The organism is Pseudomarimonas salicorniae (assembly GCF_023156535.1).
GTDB classification, from domain to species: Bacteria; Pseudomonadota; Gammaproteobacteria; order Xanthomonadales; family Xanthomonadaceae; genus Pseudomarimonas; species Pseudomarimonas salicorniae.
In genome coordinates this window covers 293,362-311,515 of the sequence record NZ_JALNMH010000004.1, presented here as the reverse complement: position 1 = coordinate 311,515, position 18,154 = coordinate 293,362, and the positions used below count along the sequence as shown (strand labels likewise).

The following is an 18,154-nucleotide window of genomic DNA, read 5'->3' as shown; positions in this document are numbered from 1 at the left end:
ACATACGAGGTCAGCCAAAGCTGCCCCAAGGAGCAAGCGGCTTCCCCGGAAATCGACCGGTGGTATAGGCGAATCTGAAGCCGGATCCAAGGTACAAGGAGCCAGCTTGCTGGCGATCGTCCCGTCCGGGGCGCCTATCGCCAGCAAGCTGGCTCCTACAGCGGGACCGAGGCGAATGCGAACTTCGCGCCCTTCCTGCCCCGTCCTGTGCCCTGCGCGATGCCTACCAGGGGCTATGGCGGCGCAGCTGGTGGGCCTGGCGATCGATGAAGGTCTGCGCCGCATCGATGCCCTTGCCCTTGAGGATCTGCGAGCGCACGGCAGCCTCGACCAGCACGGCAAGGTTGCGGCCGGCGGCGACGGGCAGGGTGATCAGCGGGATGTCGAGGTCGAGCACGCGGCGCTTGCCGACGTCGCCGTAGAGGCGATCCACCGGCTTGGGGTCGTCCTGTGGATCCTGGCGCTCGAGGTGGACGATCAGGCGCAGGTACTTGTTCCGCTTCACCGCGGTGTCGCCGAACATGTCGGCGACGTTGACGATGCCAAGGCCGCGCACCTCGAGCAGGTCCTGGAGCAGTTCGGGGCAGGTGCCGTCGATCACGTCGGGGGCGATCTGGGTGAATTCCGGAGCGTCGTCGGCGACCAGACGGTGGCCGCGGGTGATGAGCTCAAGGGCCAGCTCGCTCTTGCCGACGCCGGAGTCGCCGGTGAGCAGCACGCCGATCGAATAGACCTCCATGAACACGCCGTGGAGCGTGGCCCGCGAGGCGAGCGCGCGGGCAAGGTGATACTGCAGATAGGTGAGCAGGTCGTGGCCGCGGCGCGGCGAAACCCACAGCGGAGTATCGGCCTCGTTGGCGGCATCGCGCAGGTCCGGCGGACAGGCCTGGTCCTTGGTCAGGATCAGGGCAAGCGGCTTGGCGTTGCCGATCTTGGCCAGGGTTTCCCAGCGCAGCCGCGGCTCGAGGCCGTCGAGGTAGGCCAGCTCGTCGGTGCCGATGATCTGCACCTGGTTGGGATAGATGGTGTTGAGATAGCCGACCAGGGACGGGCGGCGGGCAAGATGCGAGGCCGATTCGAGCTGCCTGCCCTCACCGCGCTGGCCGGCGATCCAGCGCAGCCCGAGACGCTCCTGCAGCTGGTCGAAGAGTTCGCGGGAGGTGATCCGGGCTTGCATCGGGCCGCCTCCCGCGCGGTCAGGCGGCAGCGTGGTGGAGCTGCCAGTCGCTGAGCAGCGAGAACAGCGCAGCGGAATCCGGGGCCTGGCGCAGGCGGCCGGTGAAGTCGGCATCGCTGAACAGCTCGGCAAGCTGCGAGAGCAGCAGCAGGTGCTGGTTGGTGAAGTGTTCGGGCACGCCCAGGGCGAACATCAGGTCGACCGGTTTGCCATCCGGGGCGCCGAAGTCCAGCGGTTCGCCGAGGCGGATGAAGCAGCCGACCGCGCTGGACAGCGCGGGGCTGCGCCCGTGTGGGATGGCAACGCCCTGGCCAAGGCCGGTGGAGCCGAGCTTCTCTCGGGCGCAAAGGCTGTCGAAAATCGCCCGCTCGGCCTCGCTGCCGCGGCCGTCGGCCAGCAGCGAGGCGAGCAGTTCCAGCAAGCGCTTCTTGCTGGTCACGCTGGCCCCCGCGACAACGCGGGCGGGGACCAACAGGTCGATCAGATGCATGGTGTGGAGCCTGCCGCCGCTAGCCGAGGTCAGCCGTGCGAATGGAGGCTTCGCCGCGGTGGTGGTTGGTCATCTTTTCCTTCTGCTTGACCACCTGGCGGTCGAGCTTGTCGAGCAGGGAATCGATCGCGGCATACATGTCGGGCGCGACCGCCTCGGCGTGAAGCGTCCGTCCGGCGGCATTGAGCGTGGCCTCGGCCTTGTGCTCCAGCTTGTCGACGGTGAGGATCACGTGCACGTCGAGCAGATTGTCGGCGTGGCGCTCCAGCTTGGCCAGCTTGCTCTGCACGTAGTCACGCAGGGCCTGGGTGACGTCGATCTGATGGCCGCTGATCTCGATCCGCATGGGGACCTCCTTGGTCTCAGTGGAGCTGCCGCAGGCGCAGGCCAGCCGGAACGGCGGCAGCGCGTCCCGACGGTGCAACGAAAAGGGGAACCGCAGGCCCGGGACCGGGCGGGAGCGAAGGAACGCGAGCTGCCATCTCAGAAGTCAACCGATTCTCTGGCGCTCGTTGGACGAGGGAATGTTCATCGCTTCCCGGTATTTTGCCACGGTTCGGCGGGCCACGGTGATGCCGCTGGCCTTGAGTTCAGCTGCGAGGCGGGCGTCGGACAGCGGCTGCCGCGGATTCTCTGCGTCGATCAGTCGCTTGATCATCGCCTGGATGGCCGTGGAGGACGCCGTGCCACCATCGCTGGTCGCGAGGCTGGACGAAAAGAAGTGCTTGAATTCATAGGTGCCACGGGGGGTGTGCAGGTACTTGCGCGTCGTCACCCGGGACACCGTCGATTCGTGCAGGCCGACTTCGTCGGCGACCTCGCGCAGCACCAGCGGGCGCATTGCCTCCGGGCCGCGGTCAAGAAAGCCGCTCTGGTGGCGGACGATGCAGCGGGCCACCTTGATCAGGGTCTCGGCCCGGGTCTCCAGCGAGCGGATCAGCCACTTGGCCTCCTGCAGCTGGCCGCGCAGGTAGCTGGCGTCGCTCTTGCCCGCCGTCGCGATCAGCCCGCTGTAGTGCTTGTTCACCGCCAGTCGAGGTGCCGAGCCGGGGCCCAGGCGCACATCCCACTGGCCGTTGTGGCGGTAGGCAAAGGCGTCGGGCACGACATACTCCACTCCACCCCCGCCGACCTGGCTGCCTGGCTTGGGGTTGAGGCTGCGCAGCAGCTCGACCGCCTCCTGCATGCTTTCTTCATCAACGCCGTATTCGCGGGCCAGGCGCGCCGGGCCCAGTTTGGCGAGGTTCTCAAGATCGGCCTCGATGATCTTCAGCGCCAGCTCCCGGCAGTCGGCCTCGGGGCCCAGCGCATTGAGCTGCACCCCGAGACACTCGGCCAGGGTGCGCGAGCCCACGCCGATCGGGTCGAAGTGCTGCAGGCGATGGCGCACCGCCTCGACCTCGTCGACGTCGACGTCAGCGAGGTCCGGCTGCAGGGTCTCGATCAGCGCCTCGACCGGTTCGCGCAGGTAGCCGTCGTCCTCGATGGCGTCGATCAGGGCGACGGCGATGCGCCGGTCGCGTTCGCTCATCGGGGTGAGGTTGAGCTGCCAGAGCAGATGGTCGTGGAGGTCGTCCTCGACCGGCGTGTTGAACTCCGGCCGGTCGTCGTCCTCGCGTGACCCGCTGCCGCTGCCGGACAGCTCCCAGTCCGGGGCGAGGTCCTCATAGCGGGTCTCGTCGTCGTCGCCGCCGTCGGAGGATTCGGACGGGGCAGGCTCGGCCTCGCTGTCACCGGAATCGGCGCTGGAGGCGTCGTTCTCGGGCTCGGCGTCCTCGGGGCGCTCGAGCAGGGGATTGCTCTCCAGCGCGGCGTTGATCTCCATCTCCAGCTCGACGCTGGACAGCTGCAGCAACCTGATCGCCTGGCGCAGCTGTGGCGTCAGGGTGAGGTTCTGTCCCAGTCGAAGCTGGAGTGAGGGTTTCACTGCGGTGGACCTTCCGATGTCCTAGAGGCGGAAACTTTCGCCAAGGTATACCCGACGCACCTCTGAGTTTTCCAGCACGGCCTGTGGCGTGCCCTGGGCAAGGACTCGGCCGTCGTTCAGGATGTAGGCGCGATCGCAGATGCCCAGCGTCTCGCGCACGTTGTGGTCGGTGATCAGCACGCCGATGCCGCGCGACTTGAGGTGGCGCACGATCTTCTGGATCTCGCCGACCGAGATAGGGTCGACTCCGGCGAATGGCTCGTCGAGCAGCATCAGCCGCGGTTTGCCGGCGAGGGCGCGGGCGATCTCGACGCGGCGCCGCTCGCCGCCCGACAGGGCCGCGCCCAGCGAGTCGGCGACATGGCCGATCTGCAGCTCGTCCAGCAGATCGGCCAGCTCGCGCTCGCGGGCTTCCCGGCCGAGGTCACCACGCAGCTCAAGGATGGAGAGGATGTTCTCCGCCACGCTCAACTTGCGGAAGATCGAGGCTTCCTGCGGCAGATAGCCGACGCCGAGGCGCGCACGGCGGTGCATCGGCAGGGCGGTGAGGTCGGTGCCGTCGAGCAGGATCTCGCCGGAATCGGCCGGCACCAGGCCGACGATCATGTAGAAGCAGGTCGTCTTTCCGGCGCCGTTCGGGCCGAGCAGGCCGACCACCTCGCCGGCATCCAGCGAGAGGCCGAAGTCCTTGACCACCTCGCGCTGCCTGTAGCGCTTGCGCAGTCCTCGCGCGATCAGCACCGTCCTGGCTCCGCGCGCCGCTTCAGCTTTCGCCGGCCGCTGGCTTCGGCTCGATGCGCATGCGCACGCCGCCGCTCCCGCTGCCGCCGCCCTCGACTTCGCCGCTGCCGATGTCATAGCGCAGGCGCTGGCCGCGCAGCTCGCCCTCGGGCTGGATGATCACCACGTCGCGGTTGAGTTCGAGCTGTTCGCTGCCGATGCGGTAGTCGATGTTCAGGGCTTCGGCATGCATCCGGCCGCCGCTGTCGAGATCCTGCTCGACCGTGGCGGGCGTGCCGTCGAGGACAACCCGGACCACGGCGCCGTTCTCGCGATAGACGGTGGATTGCTCGCCGCGGATCCTGAGGCTGCCCTGGTCGAGCCAGAAGCCCCCGCTGAGGCGGGTGGTGCCATTGGCTGTCACCGTCCCCTGCAGGCTCTCGGCGCCGAACTCGATCGGCTGCTGGCGGTCGCTTTCCAGTGCCAGCGCGGGAAGCGCTGCGGCGCACAGGGTCAGGGCGATGATCGGACTAGCGGCGAATCGGTTCATAACGTCCCGTTACCTCGGAAAGCAGTTGCACCTCGCGGGTGCCCAGATCGGCGCGAAGCCCGCGGCCGCGGAGTATAGAGCCCGGTCCCTGTACCGTCACCGCGGCGTCGGTTTCGGCGCGGTCCTCATCGGGAAGCAGGTCCAGCGAGTCGGTGGACAGCCGCATCACGCCCTCCCCCGGGTCCACATCGCTGCGCAGTTCGACGTTGCCGATCAGCCTTACCCGGTCCGCATCGGCGCTGACCCAGCCGCGCTCGGCCCGGCCTCGCCATCGCTGCGGTTCGGATGGCATGCCCAGGCGTGGCTGTTCTAGCTCCAGCGTGCCGAGCTGCGGATGCCGTGCCATGCGCGGGCCACTCAGCCAGAAGGCCTCCTCGCCGCCCTCGTCGAAGCTGATCAGCTCGAAGTTCTCGACGTGGTAGTCCGAGCGCGGGGGGCCGACCAGGGCGGCCGGCGACTCGCGTTCGCGCAGCTGCCAGACGGCGATGCCGCTGGCCAGGGCGAGCACGGCCAGCACCACGACCAGCAGGGACTGCCGGGCGCTCATCCGCCGAAACCCCGCAGCACGGCGTCGCGCCGGCCCTGGGCGACCAGCAGCAGGTCGCAGAGCTCGCGCACCGCGCCTTCGCCGCCGCGGGCGGCGGTCCGCCAGTGAGCGATCGCGGCCACCCAGGCATGGGCATTGGCCGGCACCACGGCAAAACCTGCCAGACGCAGGGCAGGGCGGTCGGGCAGGTCGTCGCCCATGAAGGCGGCCTGTGCCGGGCTGATCTCCAGTTCGGTGCAGGCCTGCTGCAGGGCGGCGCCCTTGTCCTTGCAGCCCTGCACCACGCGGCAGATGCCGAGGTCGGCCGCGCGACGCTCGACGATCGGCCCACTGCGCGCGGTAATCCAGGCCACCTCGATGCCGGCGCCCTGGAGCAGCTTCATGCCGAGGCCGTCCTGGACGTGGAAGGCCTTGAGCTGCTCGCCCTCGGCGCCGAACCAGAGCCGGCCGTCGGTCAGCGTGCCATCGATATCCAGGGCGAGCAGGCGGACCTTGGACGCCCGTTCGTGGACATCAACCGAGACCCGCTGCTCGGAAGGCACGCGCTTCTCAGACGACACGGGCGCGGAGCAGGTCGTGGATGTTCAGGGCGCCGACCACGCGCTGCGCCTCGTCCACCACCAGCAGGGCGCTGATCTTGTGCGATTCCATCAGCTGCGCGGCTTCGACCGCCAGGCGGTCGGCGCCGATGGTCTTCGGGCTGCGGGTCATGGCGTCCACGACCGGCGTCGAGCGCAGGTCGAAGCCCGGGTTGTCCAGCGCGCGGCGCAGGTCGCCGTCGGTAAACACGCCGAGCAGGGCGTCGTCGTCGCCGACGACCGCGGTCATGCCGAGCCGTTTGCGGCTCATCTCGACCAGGGCCTCGCTGATGCTGACCGATGCGGCGACCTTCGGCACCGCCTCGCCGGCGTGCATCACGTCGCTGATGTGCAGCAGCAGGCGCCGGCCCAGCGAGCCGGCCGGGTGCGAACGGGCGAAGTCCTCGGCGGTGAAGCCGCGGGCCTCGAGCAGGGCAACGGCCAGGGCATCGCCCATGACCAGGGCTGCCGTGGTGCTGGTGGTCGGGGCAAGGCCAAGCGGGCAGGCCTCCTCGTCGACGCTGACGTCGAGATGCACGTCGGCGAGGGTGGCCAGGCTCGAGCCCGGCCTGCCGGTCATCGCGACCACCTTGTTGCCCTGCCGGCGCAGCACCGGAACGATGGTCAGGACCTCGTCGGTCTCGCCGGAGTTGGACAGGGCCAGCACCACGTCGGCGTCGGTGATCATCCCGAGGTCGCCGTGGCTGGCCTCCCCGGGATGCACGTAGAAGGCCGGGGTGCCGGTGGAAGCCATGGTCGCGGCGATCTTCCGTGCGATATGCCCGGACTTGCCCATGCCGATGGTGACCACCCGGCCGCTGCAGGCCAGCATCAGCCGGCAGGCCGCGGCGAAGGCGCCGTCCAGCCGCGGGGTGAGGGACTCAAGGGCTCGCGCCTCGATGGCGAACACGTTCTGGCCGCTGCGGACCAGCTCGGCGTCGGTCAGCGAAGCCGGCGCCGACGGCGGGGCGAGGGGGGAGAGCTGGGCGTTCATGGGGGCCTTGTCCGGCAGCCGCCCGTATCGGTGGGAGGCTGCGATCGATTAGAATCCGCGGCCCATTCTATCCCAGCCGCCTGAGCCGGAACTGGCTCGCCTGCCGCGTTCGCGGCCCGCCCGGCGGCCCCTGCGCCAGCGGCCCTTCGCATGAATCCAGAAACCATCCGTCACCTGATCGAGACCGGGCTGCCCGGCGCCGAGGTTGCCGTCGTCGGCGACGATGGCGTGCATTTCGAGGCCCGCGTCGTCTACGCAGGCTTTGTCGGCAAGCTGCCCATCGCCCGCCATCGCATGGTCTATGCCACGCTGGGCGACAAGATGGGCGGCGAGATCCATGCCCTGGCGCTGAAAACCCTGACCCCCGACGAGGCCGCACGCTGATGGCAAGTATCGTGATCACCGGCGGCGCGCCGATCAGCGGCGAGGTCTGGATCTCGGGCGCGAAGAACGCTGTCCTGCCGATCCTCGCCGCCGGCCTGCTGGCCGACGGGCCGATGGATATCGGCAACGTGCCACATCTGCACGACGTCACGACGACGATGGAGCTGCTCGGCCAGATGGGCGTCGAGCTGATCGTCGGCGACAAGATGCGCATCCACATGGACGCGCGGCCGGCTGACCGCCACTACGCGCCCTACGAGCTGGTCAAGACCATGCGCGCCTCGATCCTGGTGCTTGGCCCGCTGGTCGCCCGCTTCGGCGAGGCGGTGGTATCCCTGCCCGGTGGCTGCGCGATCGGTTCGCGTCCGGTCGATCAGCACATCCGCGGCCTGCTCGCGCTGGGCGCCGAGGTCAGCGTAGAGAACGGCTACATCCACGCCAAGGCCAAGCGGCTGAAAGGCGCGCGCATCGTCATGGACCTGGTCACCGTGACCGGTACCGAGAACATCATGATGGCCGCGGCGCTGGCCTCGGGCACCACGGTGATCGAGAACGCCGCGCAGGAGCCGGAGGTCGTCGACCTTGCCAACTGCCTCAACGCGATGGGCGCGAAGATCTCCGGTGCCGGCAGCAATACCCTGGTGATCGAGGGCGTCGAGCGACTGTCCGGCTGCACCTATGACGTGCTGCCCGACCGCATCGAGACCGGCACCTTCCTGGTCGCCGGTGCCATGACCGGTGGCCGTGTCCTGGCCAAGCGGGCCCGTGCCAACACGCTGGATGCGGTGCTGGTGAAGCTCGAGGAAGCCGGCGCGCACATCAATACCGGCGAGGACTTCATCGAAGTCGACATGCAGGGCCGGCGGCCGAAGGCAGTGAACATCACGACCGCGCCCTATCCCGCATTCCCGACGGACATGCAGGCCCAGTTCGCGGCAATGAATGCCGTGGCCGAGGGCGTCGGCATCATCACCGAGACGGTCTTCGAGAACCGCTTCATGCACGTCCAGGAACTGCAGCGCCTGGGTGCCAATATCCGCGTCGAGGGCAAGTCGGCGATCATCCGGGGCGTCGAGCGGATGACCGCGGCGCCGGTGATGGCCACCGATCTGCGCGCCTCGGCCTCGCTGGTCCTGGCCGGTCTGGTGGCCGAGGGCGAGACCCAGGTCGACCGCATCTACCATATCGATCGCGGCTACGAGTGCATCGAGGAGAAGCTCGGCGCGCTGGGCGCCAGGATCCGCCGGCTGCCTGCCTGATGCACCCGCTGCGCCGGCTCGCCGGACTGCTGCTGGCCGCGCTGCTGCCGGCCGCCGCGCAGGCGCAGGGCGTTCCGGCTACCGAGCAGGTCTTTGCCGCCGCCCGCGCCTCCCTGCTGCAGATCCGTACCCTGGTCGGCGAGGGCGGCCGCCAGGCCAGCATCGGTTCGGGGTTCCTCGTCGATGCCGGGGGGCTGGCGGTCACCAACTACCATGTGGTCTCGCAGTACGCGCTTGAGCCTTCCTCCTACCGGCTGGAGTATCTCGACGCCGACGGTGAGCGCGGCACCCTGCAGCTGCTGGCCTTCGACGTCGCCGCCGACCTGGCGGTCGTCCGCCTGCCGCCGGCCGAAGCGCCACGGCCTCACCTGTCGTTCGATCCGCGCGCCCTCGACGAGGCCATCGCCAAGGGCGAGCGGCTATGGTCGATCGGCAATCCGCTCGATCTCGGCTTCACCATCGTCGAGGGAAACCACAACGGCCGGGTCGACAAGAGCTATACCGATCGCGTGCACTTCTCCGGGGCGCTCAATCCGGGGATGAGCGGCGGCCCGGTGCTGGCCGCCTCGCAGCAGGTGGCAGGGGTGAATGTCGCCAAGTTGCTCTCCGGCGAGCTGGTCAGCTTCCTGGTGCCGGCGCGCTTTGCCGCGGCCCTGGTCGAGCGGGCCCGCAGTGAGCCCCCGGTGGCGCTGGCGGAGGTGCGCGAGGAGATCGCCCGCCAGCTGCTGGCTTGGCAGGATCGGTTCTTTGCCGACCTGGCCGGCATCGAGTGGAGCGCATCGACCTTCGGCGATTACCAGGTGCAGGAGCCGCAGGCCGACTGGTTCAGCTGCTGGGCCAGCACCAATGCCGATGACCGGCCGCGGCCCCGGGTGCTCGAACGCAGCAGCCAGTGCGTGGCCAGCAGCGATCTCTTCATCAGCGGTGAGCAAGGCACCGGCCTGCTCCAGGTGGCGCATTCGCATCTGCGCTCACGCGAGTTGAACGCCGCCCAGTTCAGCGCCTTCCTCACCCAGCGTTTCACCATCGGCAGCCACCGGGGCACCCGGCGCAATACCGGCACCCGCTGCGTCGACGGCTTCGTCGCGGCCTCCGCCGACGCCCCCGAGCTGAAGACGGTGTGGTGCGCCCAGGCCTACAAGGATTTCCCGGGCATCTATGACATCGAGCTGCTGGCCCTGACCCGCGACTCCAGCAAGACGGCCCTGCTCTCGCGCCTGGCGATCCGCGGCACCAGCTACGAGAACGGCCTGCGCGAAGGCCGCCGTTTTCTCGAGGGGATTGCGTGGAAGCGCTGATCGTCGTCGAGCGGCTGGGTCGCCATGGCGAGCTGCTGGAGCGCCAGCGGCACCGGCTGCCGGCGGAGGGCAGCCTGCGGATTGGCCGCGGCTGGGAATGCGAGGTCCATCTGGATGACCCGCATGTCGCCCTGCATCACGCCAGCCTGCGCCTGGGGCCGGACGGATCGCTGGCGCTGGTGGACGAGGGCTCGCTCAACGGCCTGATCGACGCCGGCACCGGGCGCCGCGAGGCGCGGCTGGAGGTCCAGGGCGAGCGCGAGCTGCGCCTTGGCGCCTGCCGTCTGCGCCTGATCGACGGCCGGCTGGCCCAGCCGGCCGAGCGGCCACTGGACGCGGGCGCCGTCCCGTCCCGCCTGCGCTGGTCCGAGGCCTTCGGCTGGCTGCTGGCGGCGCTGGGCAGCAGCCTGCTGATCGACTGGCTGGGCGAGGTCGGCGAGGTGCGCAGCAGCGCCCTGCTCACCGGGGCACTGGTCGGCGGCATCATCATGCTGGCCTGGTCCTTCGGCTGGGCCCTGATCACCCGCCTGTTCGCCGGCGAGATGCGCTTCCTGCGTCACCTGCGGGTGGTCGCCATCGGCAGCCTGCTGGCCACGACGCTGATGCTGGTCGTGCAGTACGGCAGCTATGCCCTGGCCCTCGAGCCGGTGACGCGGTTCGCCTACGTGGGCTACTGGCTCCTGTTTGCCGCGGTCTGCTGGCGGCATCTCAAGGTCATGGGCCGCGGCCATCCACGCAGCAAGGCCTTGGCCATGCTGGCCCTTGCCGCCGCGGCCATCGGCCTGCAGTCGCTCAGCCTCTGGCAGCCGCGCGATGGCGCGCCCCAGCAGGCGCGATATGTGCGCAGCGTGGTGCTGCCAGCCGTTCGTCTGCGGCCGCTGCAGGATGTCGACGGCTTCCTCGATCGTGCTGCGGCGCTTGAGCCGGAACTGGTCGACGCGCGTAGCGAGGACGAGGAATCCGCCGAGTCCGCGGCGGACTGATCCGGGCGCCTCCCGGTCCGGGCGACATCGGCGAGGCGAGCTGTCACAGTGTCCGGCGCCCCGCGTCCGGGGCCATGACCATGGACATATGCCCGGGGGTCGGGCAGCGTCCATCCTTGCTGCCCGATCTGCCATGGAGCCGCCATGCTCAGCATCCGTTCGCTGTCCAAGACCTACGGCAATGGCGTGCGCGCCCTGCGCGACGTCAGCCTCGAGATCCCCACCGGCATGTTCGGTCTGCTGGGGCCGAACGGCGCCGGAAAATCGACCCTCATGCGCACCATCGCCACCCTGCAGGATCCGGACTCCGGCAGCGTGATGCTGGACGGCCTCGATGTGTTGGCCGACAAGCAGGCCGCGCGCGAGCAGCTTGGCTACCTGCCGCAGGAGTTCGGCGTCTATCCGAAGGAAACCGCGCTGGCCATGCTCGAGCACTTTGCCGTGCTCAAGGGCCTTGTCAACGACAAGGAGCGCCACGCCGTGGTCGAGGCGCTGCTGCGCCAGGTGAACCTGTGGGAGGTGCGCCACCACCGGCTCGGCGGCTTCTCCGGCGGCATGCGCCAGCGTTTCGGCATCGCTCAGGCGCTGATTGGCGATCCCAAGCTGATCATCGTTGATGAGCCCACCGCCGGCCTCGATCCCGAGGAGCGCAACCGCTTCCTCAACCTGCTGGCCGAGATCGGCGAGAAGGTGGTGGTGATCCTCTCCACCCACATCGTCGAGGACGTCACCGACCTCTGCCCGCGCATGGCGATCATTTCGCGCGGCGAGGTGCTGCTGCAGGGCGAGCCGCTGGAGACCATCCGCTCGCTGGATGGGCGCGTCTGGAAGCGGACCATCGGCAAGGGCGAGCTGGCCGAGTACCAGCAGCAGATGACCGTGCTGTCGACCCGCCTGGTCGGTGGTCGCACGGTCATCCACGTCCTGGCCGACAGCGCCCCGGGCGAGGGCTTCGAGGGCATCGCCCCGGATCTCGAGGACGTCTACTTCGGACAGCTGCGCCAGCAGGCCGCCTAGAGCGCAGCCTGCCGCGCCGAACCGCACCACCCCATCGACACGTAGAGCGCAGCTTGCTGCGGTGAATGGTCCGGTCTCACGTCGGCATCGGACACGGCAGCCGAGCAAGCTCGGCTCTACGAGCGCAGCCCGGCCCCGAGCCGGATTCGAGGACCCGCCATGCTTCGTCACATCCTTGCCTTCGAGCTTCGCCAGCAGTTCGCCAACCCGGTGTTCTGGGTGGTGGCGCTGATCTTCGGCCTGCTCGCCTTCGGTGCCAGCTCCTCCGACGTGGTCCAGCTCGGTGGGGCGATCGGCAACGTCTACCGCAACGCGCCCACCGTGATCATCGGCCTGCTCAACGGCTTCGCGGTGATCGCCATGTTCCTGGTGGTGATCTTCGTCGCCGGCGGTGCATTGCGCGATTTCGATACCCGCACCGCCGAGCTGTTCTTCACTACGCCGGTGAAGAAGCGTGACTACCTGCTGGGGCGTTTCCTCGGCGGCTATTTCGCCACCTTCGCGGTCATGGTTTTCGTTGGCTTCGGCATCCTCGCCGGCTATGCCATGCCCTGGGTCGACGCCGACCGGCTTGGTCCGACGACGCTGGAACCGTATGTCTGGACCTATGGCGTGCTGCTGCTGCCGAACATGCTGTTCGTGGCCGCCCTGCTGTTCTGCCTCGCGGTCAGCACGCGATCGATGCTGGCTACGTATATCGGTGTGATCGCCTACTTCGCCATCAGCATCGTCACCGGCACCCTGACCGCCGACCTCGACACGCGCTGGATCGGCGCCTTGCTCGATCCCTTCGGTCAGCAGGCGATCAATGACGTCACCCGCTACTGGTCGGCGGAAGAGGGCAATACCCGGACCCCGACGGTCAACGGAGTGCTGTTGGCCAATCGCCTGCTCTGGCTGGGCGTGAGCCTGGCTCTGGTGTGGCTGTCCTACCGGCTGTTCCGAACCGATCGCGAGGGGCTGACCTGGGGGCGGCGCCGCAAGCGCGAAACCGAGGCCAAGGGCGGCGTATCCCAGGGGAGCCGCGCGGCCATCAGCGTGCCGACGGCCAGCCTGGCCAGCGGCTTCGGCGCCCAGTTCCGCCAGTATCTGCACCAGGCCTGGTTCGACACCAAGGGCGTGCTCCGCGGCGTGCCCCTGCTGGTGATGCTGGCCATCGGCCTGATGATCCTGGTCGTCAATCTGTACTTCGGTGATCAGACCTTCGGCACGAGCATCTATCCGACCACGGGCCGGATGAGCGAGCTGATCGCCGGCTCGTTCTCGCTGTTCCTGATCATCGTCGTGGTGTTCTACGCCGGCGAGCTGGTTTTCCGCGAGCGCGCCCAGCGCATCGCAGAGGTCACCGACGCCTATCCGAACGCCGACTGGATTCCCTTCGCGGCCAAGGCCACTGCCCTGGTCGCCGTGGTGCTGGCCTTCTACTCGGTCGGCATCCTCGCCGCCCTGATCAACCAGATCGCCCGCGGATACTACGAGTTCGAGTTCGGCCTCTACCTGCAGCAGATGCTGCTGACCTGCCTGCCCTTCGCGATGATGGGCGTGCTGGCCCTGTTCCTGATGGTGCTGACCAACAGCAAGGCGATCGGCTACCTGCTGATGCTGGTCTACATCGCCAGCCGCATCGTGATGGGCGTGCTGAACCTCGAAAACAACCTGTACCGTCCGATGGGCGCGCCGGGCGTGCCGTACTCCGACATGAACGGCTTCGGCCATTTCCTGGTCGGCCATCTGTGGTTCCGCGGCTACTGGGGTGCGTTTGTGGCCGTGCTGTTCGTGCTCGGCCTGCTGTTCTGGGTACGTGGCAACCGCTCCAGCTTCCGCGAGCGGCTTCGAGAGGCCAGGCGCCGGCTGACGCCGGCCACCGGTGGCGCGCTGGCCGTGTCGCTGGCTGCCTTTATCGGCATCGGCAGCTTCGTCTACTGGAACACCATGGTGCTGGCCGAGCGCACCGGCATCGATGCCTACCTGCCCGGTGACAAGGCCATGGATCGGCAGGCCGAGTACGAGAAGGCCTATGCGGCGCTCAAGGACCTCGCCCAGCCGAAGATCCGCGCCATCTTCACCGATATCGACATCCATCCGGCGGACCGTCGCGTCGACAGCCTGGTGCGATATCGGGTGGAGAACCCGCACGACTCGCCGATCCCGATGCTGCATCTGGAGATCCAGCCCTCGCTGGAGCAGCTGGAGATCGAGCTCGGCGGCGCCACCCTGACGAAGGAGGACCGCGACCAGGGCGTCTGGCAGTACGCCTTGGATACGCCCATGCAGCCGGGTGAGTCACGCGAGTTCAGCTTCCGCCTGCGCTTTGACGCGGAAGGCTTCTCCAATGGCACGGGGCAGACCCAGGTGGTCGAGAATGGCACCTTCTTCAACAGCGGTTTCCTGCCCTCGTTCGGCTACAACGAAGGCCGCCGCCTGCTCGACCGCAGCGAGCGCAAGAAGCGGGGTCTTGAAGAGGCCGAGCGCATGCCCAAGCTGGAGGACGAGTCGGCGCGCGGAAACTACGTGTTCGGCGACGACGGCGACTGGATCGAGTTCGAGACCATGGTCTCCACCGACCCCGACCAGATCGCCCTGGCCCCGGGCTACCTGCAGCGCGAATGGACCGAGGACGGTCGCCGCCACTTCCACTACAAGATGGATGCGCCGATCGTGAACTTCGCCGCCTGGCTGTCGGCGCGCTGGGAGGTGCGACGCGACCGCTGGAATGGCATCGACATCGAGGTCTACCACCATCCCGACCACCACTGGAACGTCGAGCGCATGGTCGAGGCCAGCAAGAAGAGCTTCGAGTACTTCAACAGCGAGTTCACGCCCTACCAGTTCCGGCAGATGCGCATCCTGGAATTTCCGCGCTACGCCAGTTTCGCGCAGAGCTTCGCCAACACGGTGCCGTTCTCGGAGTCGATCGGCTTCATCGCCGACCTGCGCGACCCGGACGCCATCGACTACGTGTTCTACGTGACCGCGCACGAGATCGCCCACCAGTGGTGGGGTCACCAGGTGGTCGGCGCCGGCCAGCAGGGTTCGACCATGCTGATCGAATCGCTCTCGCAGTACTCGGCGCTGATGGTCATGGAGCGCGAGTACGGCCCGCACAAGATGCGCCGCTTCCTCAAGTACGAGCTGGATCGCTACCTCTCCGGGCGCAGCAGCGAGCTGCTGGAGGAGGTGCCGCTGTACCGGGTGGAGAACCAGCCCTACATCCATTACCGCAAGGGCTCGCTGGTGTTCTATGCACTCAAGGACGCGATCGGCGAGCGGAAGCTGAATGCGACCCTGAAGCGCTTCCTCGAGGACAAGGGCTTCCAGTCGGCGCCATACACGAACTCGGCGGACTTCCTCGCCTACCTGCGCGAGGACACCGATCCGAAGCACCATCCGCTGATCGAGGAGCTGTTCGAGAAGATCGTCTTCTACGACCACCGCCTGAAATCGGCAAAGGCGGTCAAGCGCGACGACGGCAAGTACACCGTGACCCTGGAGTACCACGCCGGCAAGGTCGAGGCCGATGGCAAGGGCAAGGAATCGCCGCTGGCGCTGGGCCACGAGGTCGACATCGGCGTGTTCGCCCGTCCGCCCGGCGGCGAGGAGGCGGATGAGCGCGTCCTTTACCTGTCGAAACATCGCATCGATGCCGAGACCGGCACCATCGAGGTGGTGGTCGACGGCGAGCCCTTCGATGCCGGTATCGATCCGTACAACAAGCTGATAGACCGGGTGCCGGATGACAATCGGCGCAGGGTCGACCTGTAGGCGCGGCGCGACGTCCGCTGGCCCCGGCAACCCGGGCCAGCGGAAGGTTCAGGCGCCGGGGCCGCAGTCCAGGCAGCGTTCGATAGGCGGCGGGCCCATCAGCAGGGCGCGGTTGAGTTCGCGCAAGGCGCTGCGCACTCCCTCCTCGATGACCGGGTGGTAGAACGGCGCGTCGAGCATCTGCTGCACGGTCATGCCGGCGTGCACTGACCAGGCCAAAAGATGGGCGAGGTGCTCGGCGGCCGGGGCGATCATCTCGGCGCCGAGGAAACGGCCGGTGTGGCGCTCGCCATAGACCCTGATCAGGCCGGCATTGCGGCGCATCACCCGCGAGCGGCCCTGGTCGTCGAAGTCGAGCGCCCCGCAGGCGAACTCGACGCCGTCGGCCTCCAGTTCGGCGTGGCTGCGGCCCGCAATGGCGATCTGCGGATCGCTGAACACCACGGCGAGGCCGGTGCCGCGCGGATGGGCGCGGACGTCGGGATAGCGGCCGGCATTGTCGCCGGCGATCCGTCCCTCGTCGGCGGCCTCGTGCAGCAGCATGCGCCGGGTGCCGGCGTCGCCGGCGACGAACACGGCGCTGTCGCCGACCCGGGCGGTATCCGCCGAGGCCTGCAGGCGACCGCGCGCGTCGCGCGGCAAGCCGGCGGCGTCGAGGTCGAGACCATCCAGGTTGGGCGCCCGACCGATGGCGCAGAGCAGGGCATCGAAGCGTTCCTCGTGAGCCTGGCCATCACGCGTCCAGCAGACCCGCACCCCTTCGCCGTCGCGTTCGACGCGCTCGACGCTGGCCTGCAGCGCAAGCGGCAGGCGCGAGGCGAGCAGGCCGCGGGCGTGCTCCAGCACCCGCGGGTCGGTCAGGCCCCCGGGGCGGCCACCGCGGTCGAGGATCCTCACCTTCACGCCGAGCCGAGACAGCGCCTGGCCCAGCTCCAGCCCGATCACGCCGGCGCCGACCACGGCCAGCGAGCGCGGCAGATCGGTCCATTCGAAGACGTCGTCGCTGGTCAGCAGGCGATCGCCCAGCGCCTCGCGCCAGTCCGGTGGAACGATGGGCGAGGAGCCGGTGGCGATGACGATGCGCCCGGCGCGCAGGCGCTCCCCGCCTTCCAGCTGCAGGGTCATCGGCGCGACGAAGCGGGCGCGCTGGCGCAGGATGCGCTCCTGCGGCCAGCGCTGGACCGCTTCAAGGACGAAGCCGACGAAGCGATCGCGCTCGGCGCGCAGGCGCTGCATCACCGCCGGTCCGTCGATCCTCGGCGCACCGGCGTGGACGCCGAAGCCGGCGGCTGCCTCGACATGGTGGGCGGCATCGGCCGCGGCGATCAGCAGCTTGCTCGGCATGCAGCCGACCCGGGCGCAGGTCGTGCCAAGCGGACCGGGATCGATCAGCCAGACATCGTCGGTGTGCTCGCGGGCGGCCCGGAACGCGGTCATGCCCGCGGTGCCGGCGCCGATGATCGCCACGTCGACTTCGCGCTCGGCCATCTCCACTCTCCGTCTCGTGTCCGGATCCAGTCCCGAGGGTGCCGCCGCCAGCGGCGCGCGACAAGCCCGCGCCGTCGCCGGCGTATCATCGACAGTCAGCCTTCGCGCCGGAGTCGCCCATGTTCGCCACCCTTTCGCGCAGCTGGTCGCTGATCAAGGCCAGTGCCGCGGTCCTGCGTTCGGACAGCGAGCTGCTGGTGTTCCCGCTGATCAGCTCGGTTGCGGCCCTGCTGGTTGCGGCCAGCTTCCTGCTGCCGCTGGGCCTGATCGGCGGTCCCGAGGCCCTGCAGCGGCAATGGGGCGAGGAGGGCGGCAGCGTCGCCGTGGCGCTGTGGACGTTTGCGTTCTATCTGACCCAGTACTTCGTCATCTTCTTCTTCAACTCGGCCCTGGTCGGTGCGGCGATGATCCGACTGAAGGGGGGCGACCCGACCGTGGCCGACGGCTTCCGCATCGCCTTCTCGCGGATCGGTGCGATCTTCGGCTATGCGCTGATCGCCGCCACGGTCGGACTGCTGCTGCGCGCGCTGCAGCAGCGTGCCGGCTGGCTGGGGCGCTGGGTGGCCGGGCTGCTCGGCGTGGCCTGGACGGTGGCGACCTTCCTCGCCGTGCCGGTGCTGGTCGCGCAGAACGTCGGTCCGATCGAGGCGCTCAAGCAGAGCGCCTCGATGCTCAAGCGCACCTGGGGCGAGAACCTGGTCGGCAACGCCGGGATCGGCGCCGTGGGCGGCCTGCTGCTCTTCGCGGTCATCCTGCTTGGCGGTGGCCTTGCGATCTTGGCCGGCGTCCAGCAGATGCCCGCAGTGGCCGTCGGCATCGGCGTGCTGACGGTGATCATCGCCCTGCTGCTGGGTCTGGTGCAGGCCGCACTCAGCGGCATCTATTCGGCCGCCCTCTACCGCTACGCCAGCGAAGGAGAGGCCCCGCAGGGCTTCGATTCCAGCCAGCTCGGCGCGGCCTTCAGGCAGAAGGGGTAGGCC

Annotated in this window: 17 protein-coding genes; 7 read left to right on the top strand and 10 right to left on the bottom strand. The window is 68.7% G+C overall.

The features are described from left to right. Positions 1-223: 223 nt before the first annotated feature. From hprK to M0G41_RS06935, 9 genes are all read right to left on the bottom strand, one after another. Complete coding sequence (gene hprK / locus M0G41_RS06975; RefSeq protein WP_248206902.1) at positions 224-1,177, bottom strand: HPr(Ser) kinase/phosphatase; 954 nt, start codon at positions 1,175-1,177, stop codon at positions 224-226. A gap of 19 nt (positions 1,178-1,196) precedes the next feature. Further along, positions 1,197-1,667, bottom strand: coding sequence for a PTS sugar transporter subunit IIA (locus tag M0G41_RS06970; protein WP_248206899.1), 471 nt, complete (start codon positions 1,665-1,667; stop codon positions 1,197-1,199). 19 nt (positions 1,668-1,686) lie between these two features. Continuing rightward, on the bottom strand, positions 1,687-2,013 hold the full coding sequence (hpf, locus tag M0G41_RS06965; RefSeq protein WP_248206897.1) for a ribosome hibernation-promoting factor, HPF/YfiA family: 327 nt from the start codon (positions 2,011-2,013) through the stop codon (positions 1,687-1,689). 144 nt (positions 2,014-2,157) lie between these two features. Then, on the bottom strand, positions 2,158-3,594 hold the full coding sequence (locus M0G41_RS06960) for an RNA polymerase factor sigma-54 (protein ID WP_248206894.1): 1,437 nt from the start codon (positions 3,592-3,594) through the stop codon (positions 2,158-2,160). A 21-nt stretch (positions 3,595-3,615) separates the two neighbouring features. Further along, on the bottom strand, positions 3,616-4,335 hold the full coding sequence (gene lptB, locus M0G41_RS06955; RefSeq protein WP_248206891.1) for an LPS export ABC transporter ATP-binding protein: 720 nt from the start codon (positions 4,333-4,335) through the stop codon (positions 3,616-3,618). A gap of 22 nt (positions 4,336-4,357) precedes the next feature. Next, the gene (gene lptA / locus M0G41_RS06950) at positions 4,358-4,864 is read right to left on the bottom strand and encodes a lipopolysaccharide transport periplasmic protein LptA (protein ID WP_248206889.1); all 507 of its coding nucleotides are present in this window, start codon (positions 4,862-4,864) and stop codon (positions 4,358-4,360) included. Then, entirely contained in the window at positions 4,845-5,411 is a 567-nt protein-coding gene (gene lptC, locus M0G41_RS06945; protein ID WP_248206884.1) for an LPS export ABC transporter periplasmic protein LptC, read from the bottom strand. Before lptC ends, lptA begins: the two co-directional genes overlap by 20 nt. After that, positions 5,408-5,953, bottom strand: a complete 546-nt coding sequence (locus M0G41_RS06940) for a KdsC family phosphatase (RefSeq protein WP_248206882.1) — start codon at positions 5,951-5,953, stop codon at positions 5,408-5,410. The genes lptC and M0G41_RS06940 overlap by 4 nt, the downstream gene beginning before the upstream one ends. A 7-nt stretch (positions 5,954-5,960) precedes the next feature. Continuing rightward, positions 5,961-6,983: a KpsF/GutQ family sugar-phosphate isomerase gene (locus M0G41_RS06935; protein WP_248206877.1), complete on the bottom strand. Its 1,023-nt coding sequence runs from the start codon at positions 6,981-6,983 to the stop codon at positions 5,961-5,963. Positions 6,984-7,133: 150 nt separating this feature from the next. Between M0G41_RS06935 and M0G41_RS06930 the strand changes: the two genes are divergently transcribed. The 6 genes from M0G41_RS06930 (at position 7,134) to M0G41_RS06905 (ending at position 15,686) form a co-directional block, all read left to right on the top strand. Beyond that, complete coding sequence (locus M0G41_RS06930; protein WP_248206875.1) at positions 7,134-7,367, top strand: BolA family protein; 234 nt, start codon at positions 7,134-7,136, stop codon at positions 7,365-7,367. Further along, positions 7,367-8,626 (top strand): UDP-N-acetylglucosamine 1-carboxyvinyltransferase, encoded by a 1,260-nt coding sequence (gene murA / locus M0G41_RS06925; RefSeq protein WP_248206872.1) that lies wholly within the window; start codon positions 7,367-7,369, stop codon positions 8,624-8,626. The genes M0G41_RS06930 and murA overlap by 1 nt, the downstream gene beginning before the upstream one ends. Continuing rightward, positions 8,626-9,924 carry a S1 family peptidase gene (locus M0G41_RS06920; protein ID WP_248206871.1) on the top strand — a complete coding sequence of 433 codons (1,299 nt, stop codon included), beginning with the start codon at positions 8,626-8,628 and terminating at the stop codon, positions 9,922-9,924. The genes murA and M0G41_RS06920 overlap by 1 nt, the downstream gene beginning before the upstream one ends. After that, complete coding sequence (locus tag M0G41_RS06915; protein WP_248206864.1) at positions 9,912-10,907, top strand: FHA domain-containing protein; 996 nt, start codon at positions 9,912-9,914, stop codon at positions 10,905-10,907. Before M0G41_RS06920 ends, M0G41_RS06915 begins: the two co-directional genes overlap by 13 nt. Positions 10,908-11,051: 144 nt before the next feature. After that, positions 11,052-11,924, top strand: coding sequence for an ABC transporter ATP-binding protein (locus M0G41_RS06910; RefSeq protein ID WP_248206859.1), 873 nt, complete (start codon positions 11,052-11,054; stop codon positions 11,922-11,924). A 159-nt stretch (positions 11,925-12,083) separates the two neighbouring features. Continuing rightward, positions 12,084-15,686 carry an ABC transporter permease/M1 family aminopeptidase gene (locus M0G41_RS06905; RefSeq protein WP_248206856.1) on the top strand — a complete coding sequence of 1,201 codons (3,603 nt, stop codon included), beginning with the start codon at positions 12,084-12,086 and terminating at the stop codon, positions 15,684-15,686. A 48-nt stretch (positions 15,687-15,734) separates the two neighbouring features. Here the strand turns inward: M0G41_RS06905 and M0G41_RS06900 are convergent, their stop codons facing one another. Next, the gene (locus tag M0G41_RS06900; RefSeq protein WP_248206854.1) at positions 15,735-17,174 is read right to left on the bottom strand and encodes a dihydrolipoyl dehydrogenase; all 1,440 of its coding nucleotides are present in this window, start codon (positions 17,172-17,174) and stop codon (positions 15,735-15,737) included. 119 nt (positions 17,175-17,293) lie between these two features. Here M0G41_RS06900 and M0G41_RS06895 point away from each other — a divergent pair, with 119 nt between their 5' ends. Continuing rightward, positions 17,294-18,151 carry a DUF6159 family protein gene (locus tag M0G41_RS06895; protein ID WP_248206851.1) on the top strand — a complete coding sequence of 286 codons (858 nt, stop codon included), beginning with the start codon at positions 17,294-17,296 and terminating at the stop codon, positions 18,149-18,151. The last annotated feature ends 3 nt before the right edge of the window (positions 18,152-18,154 follow it).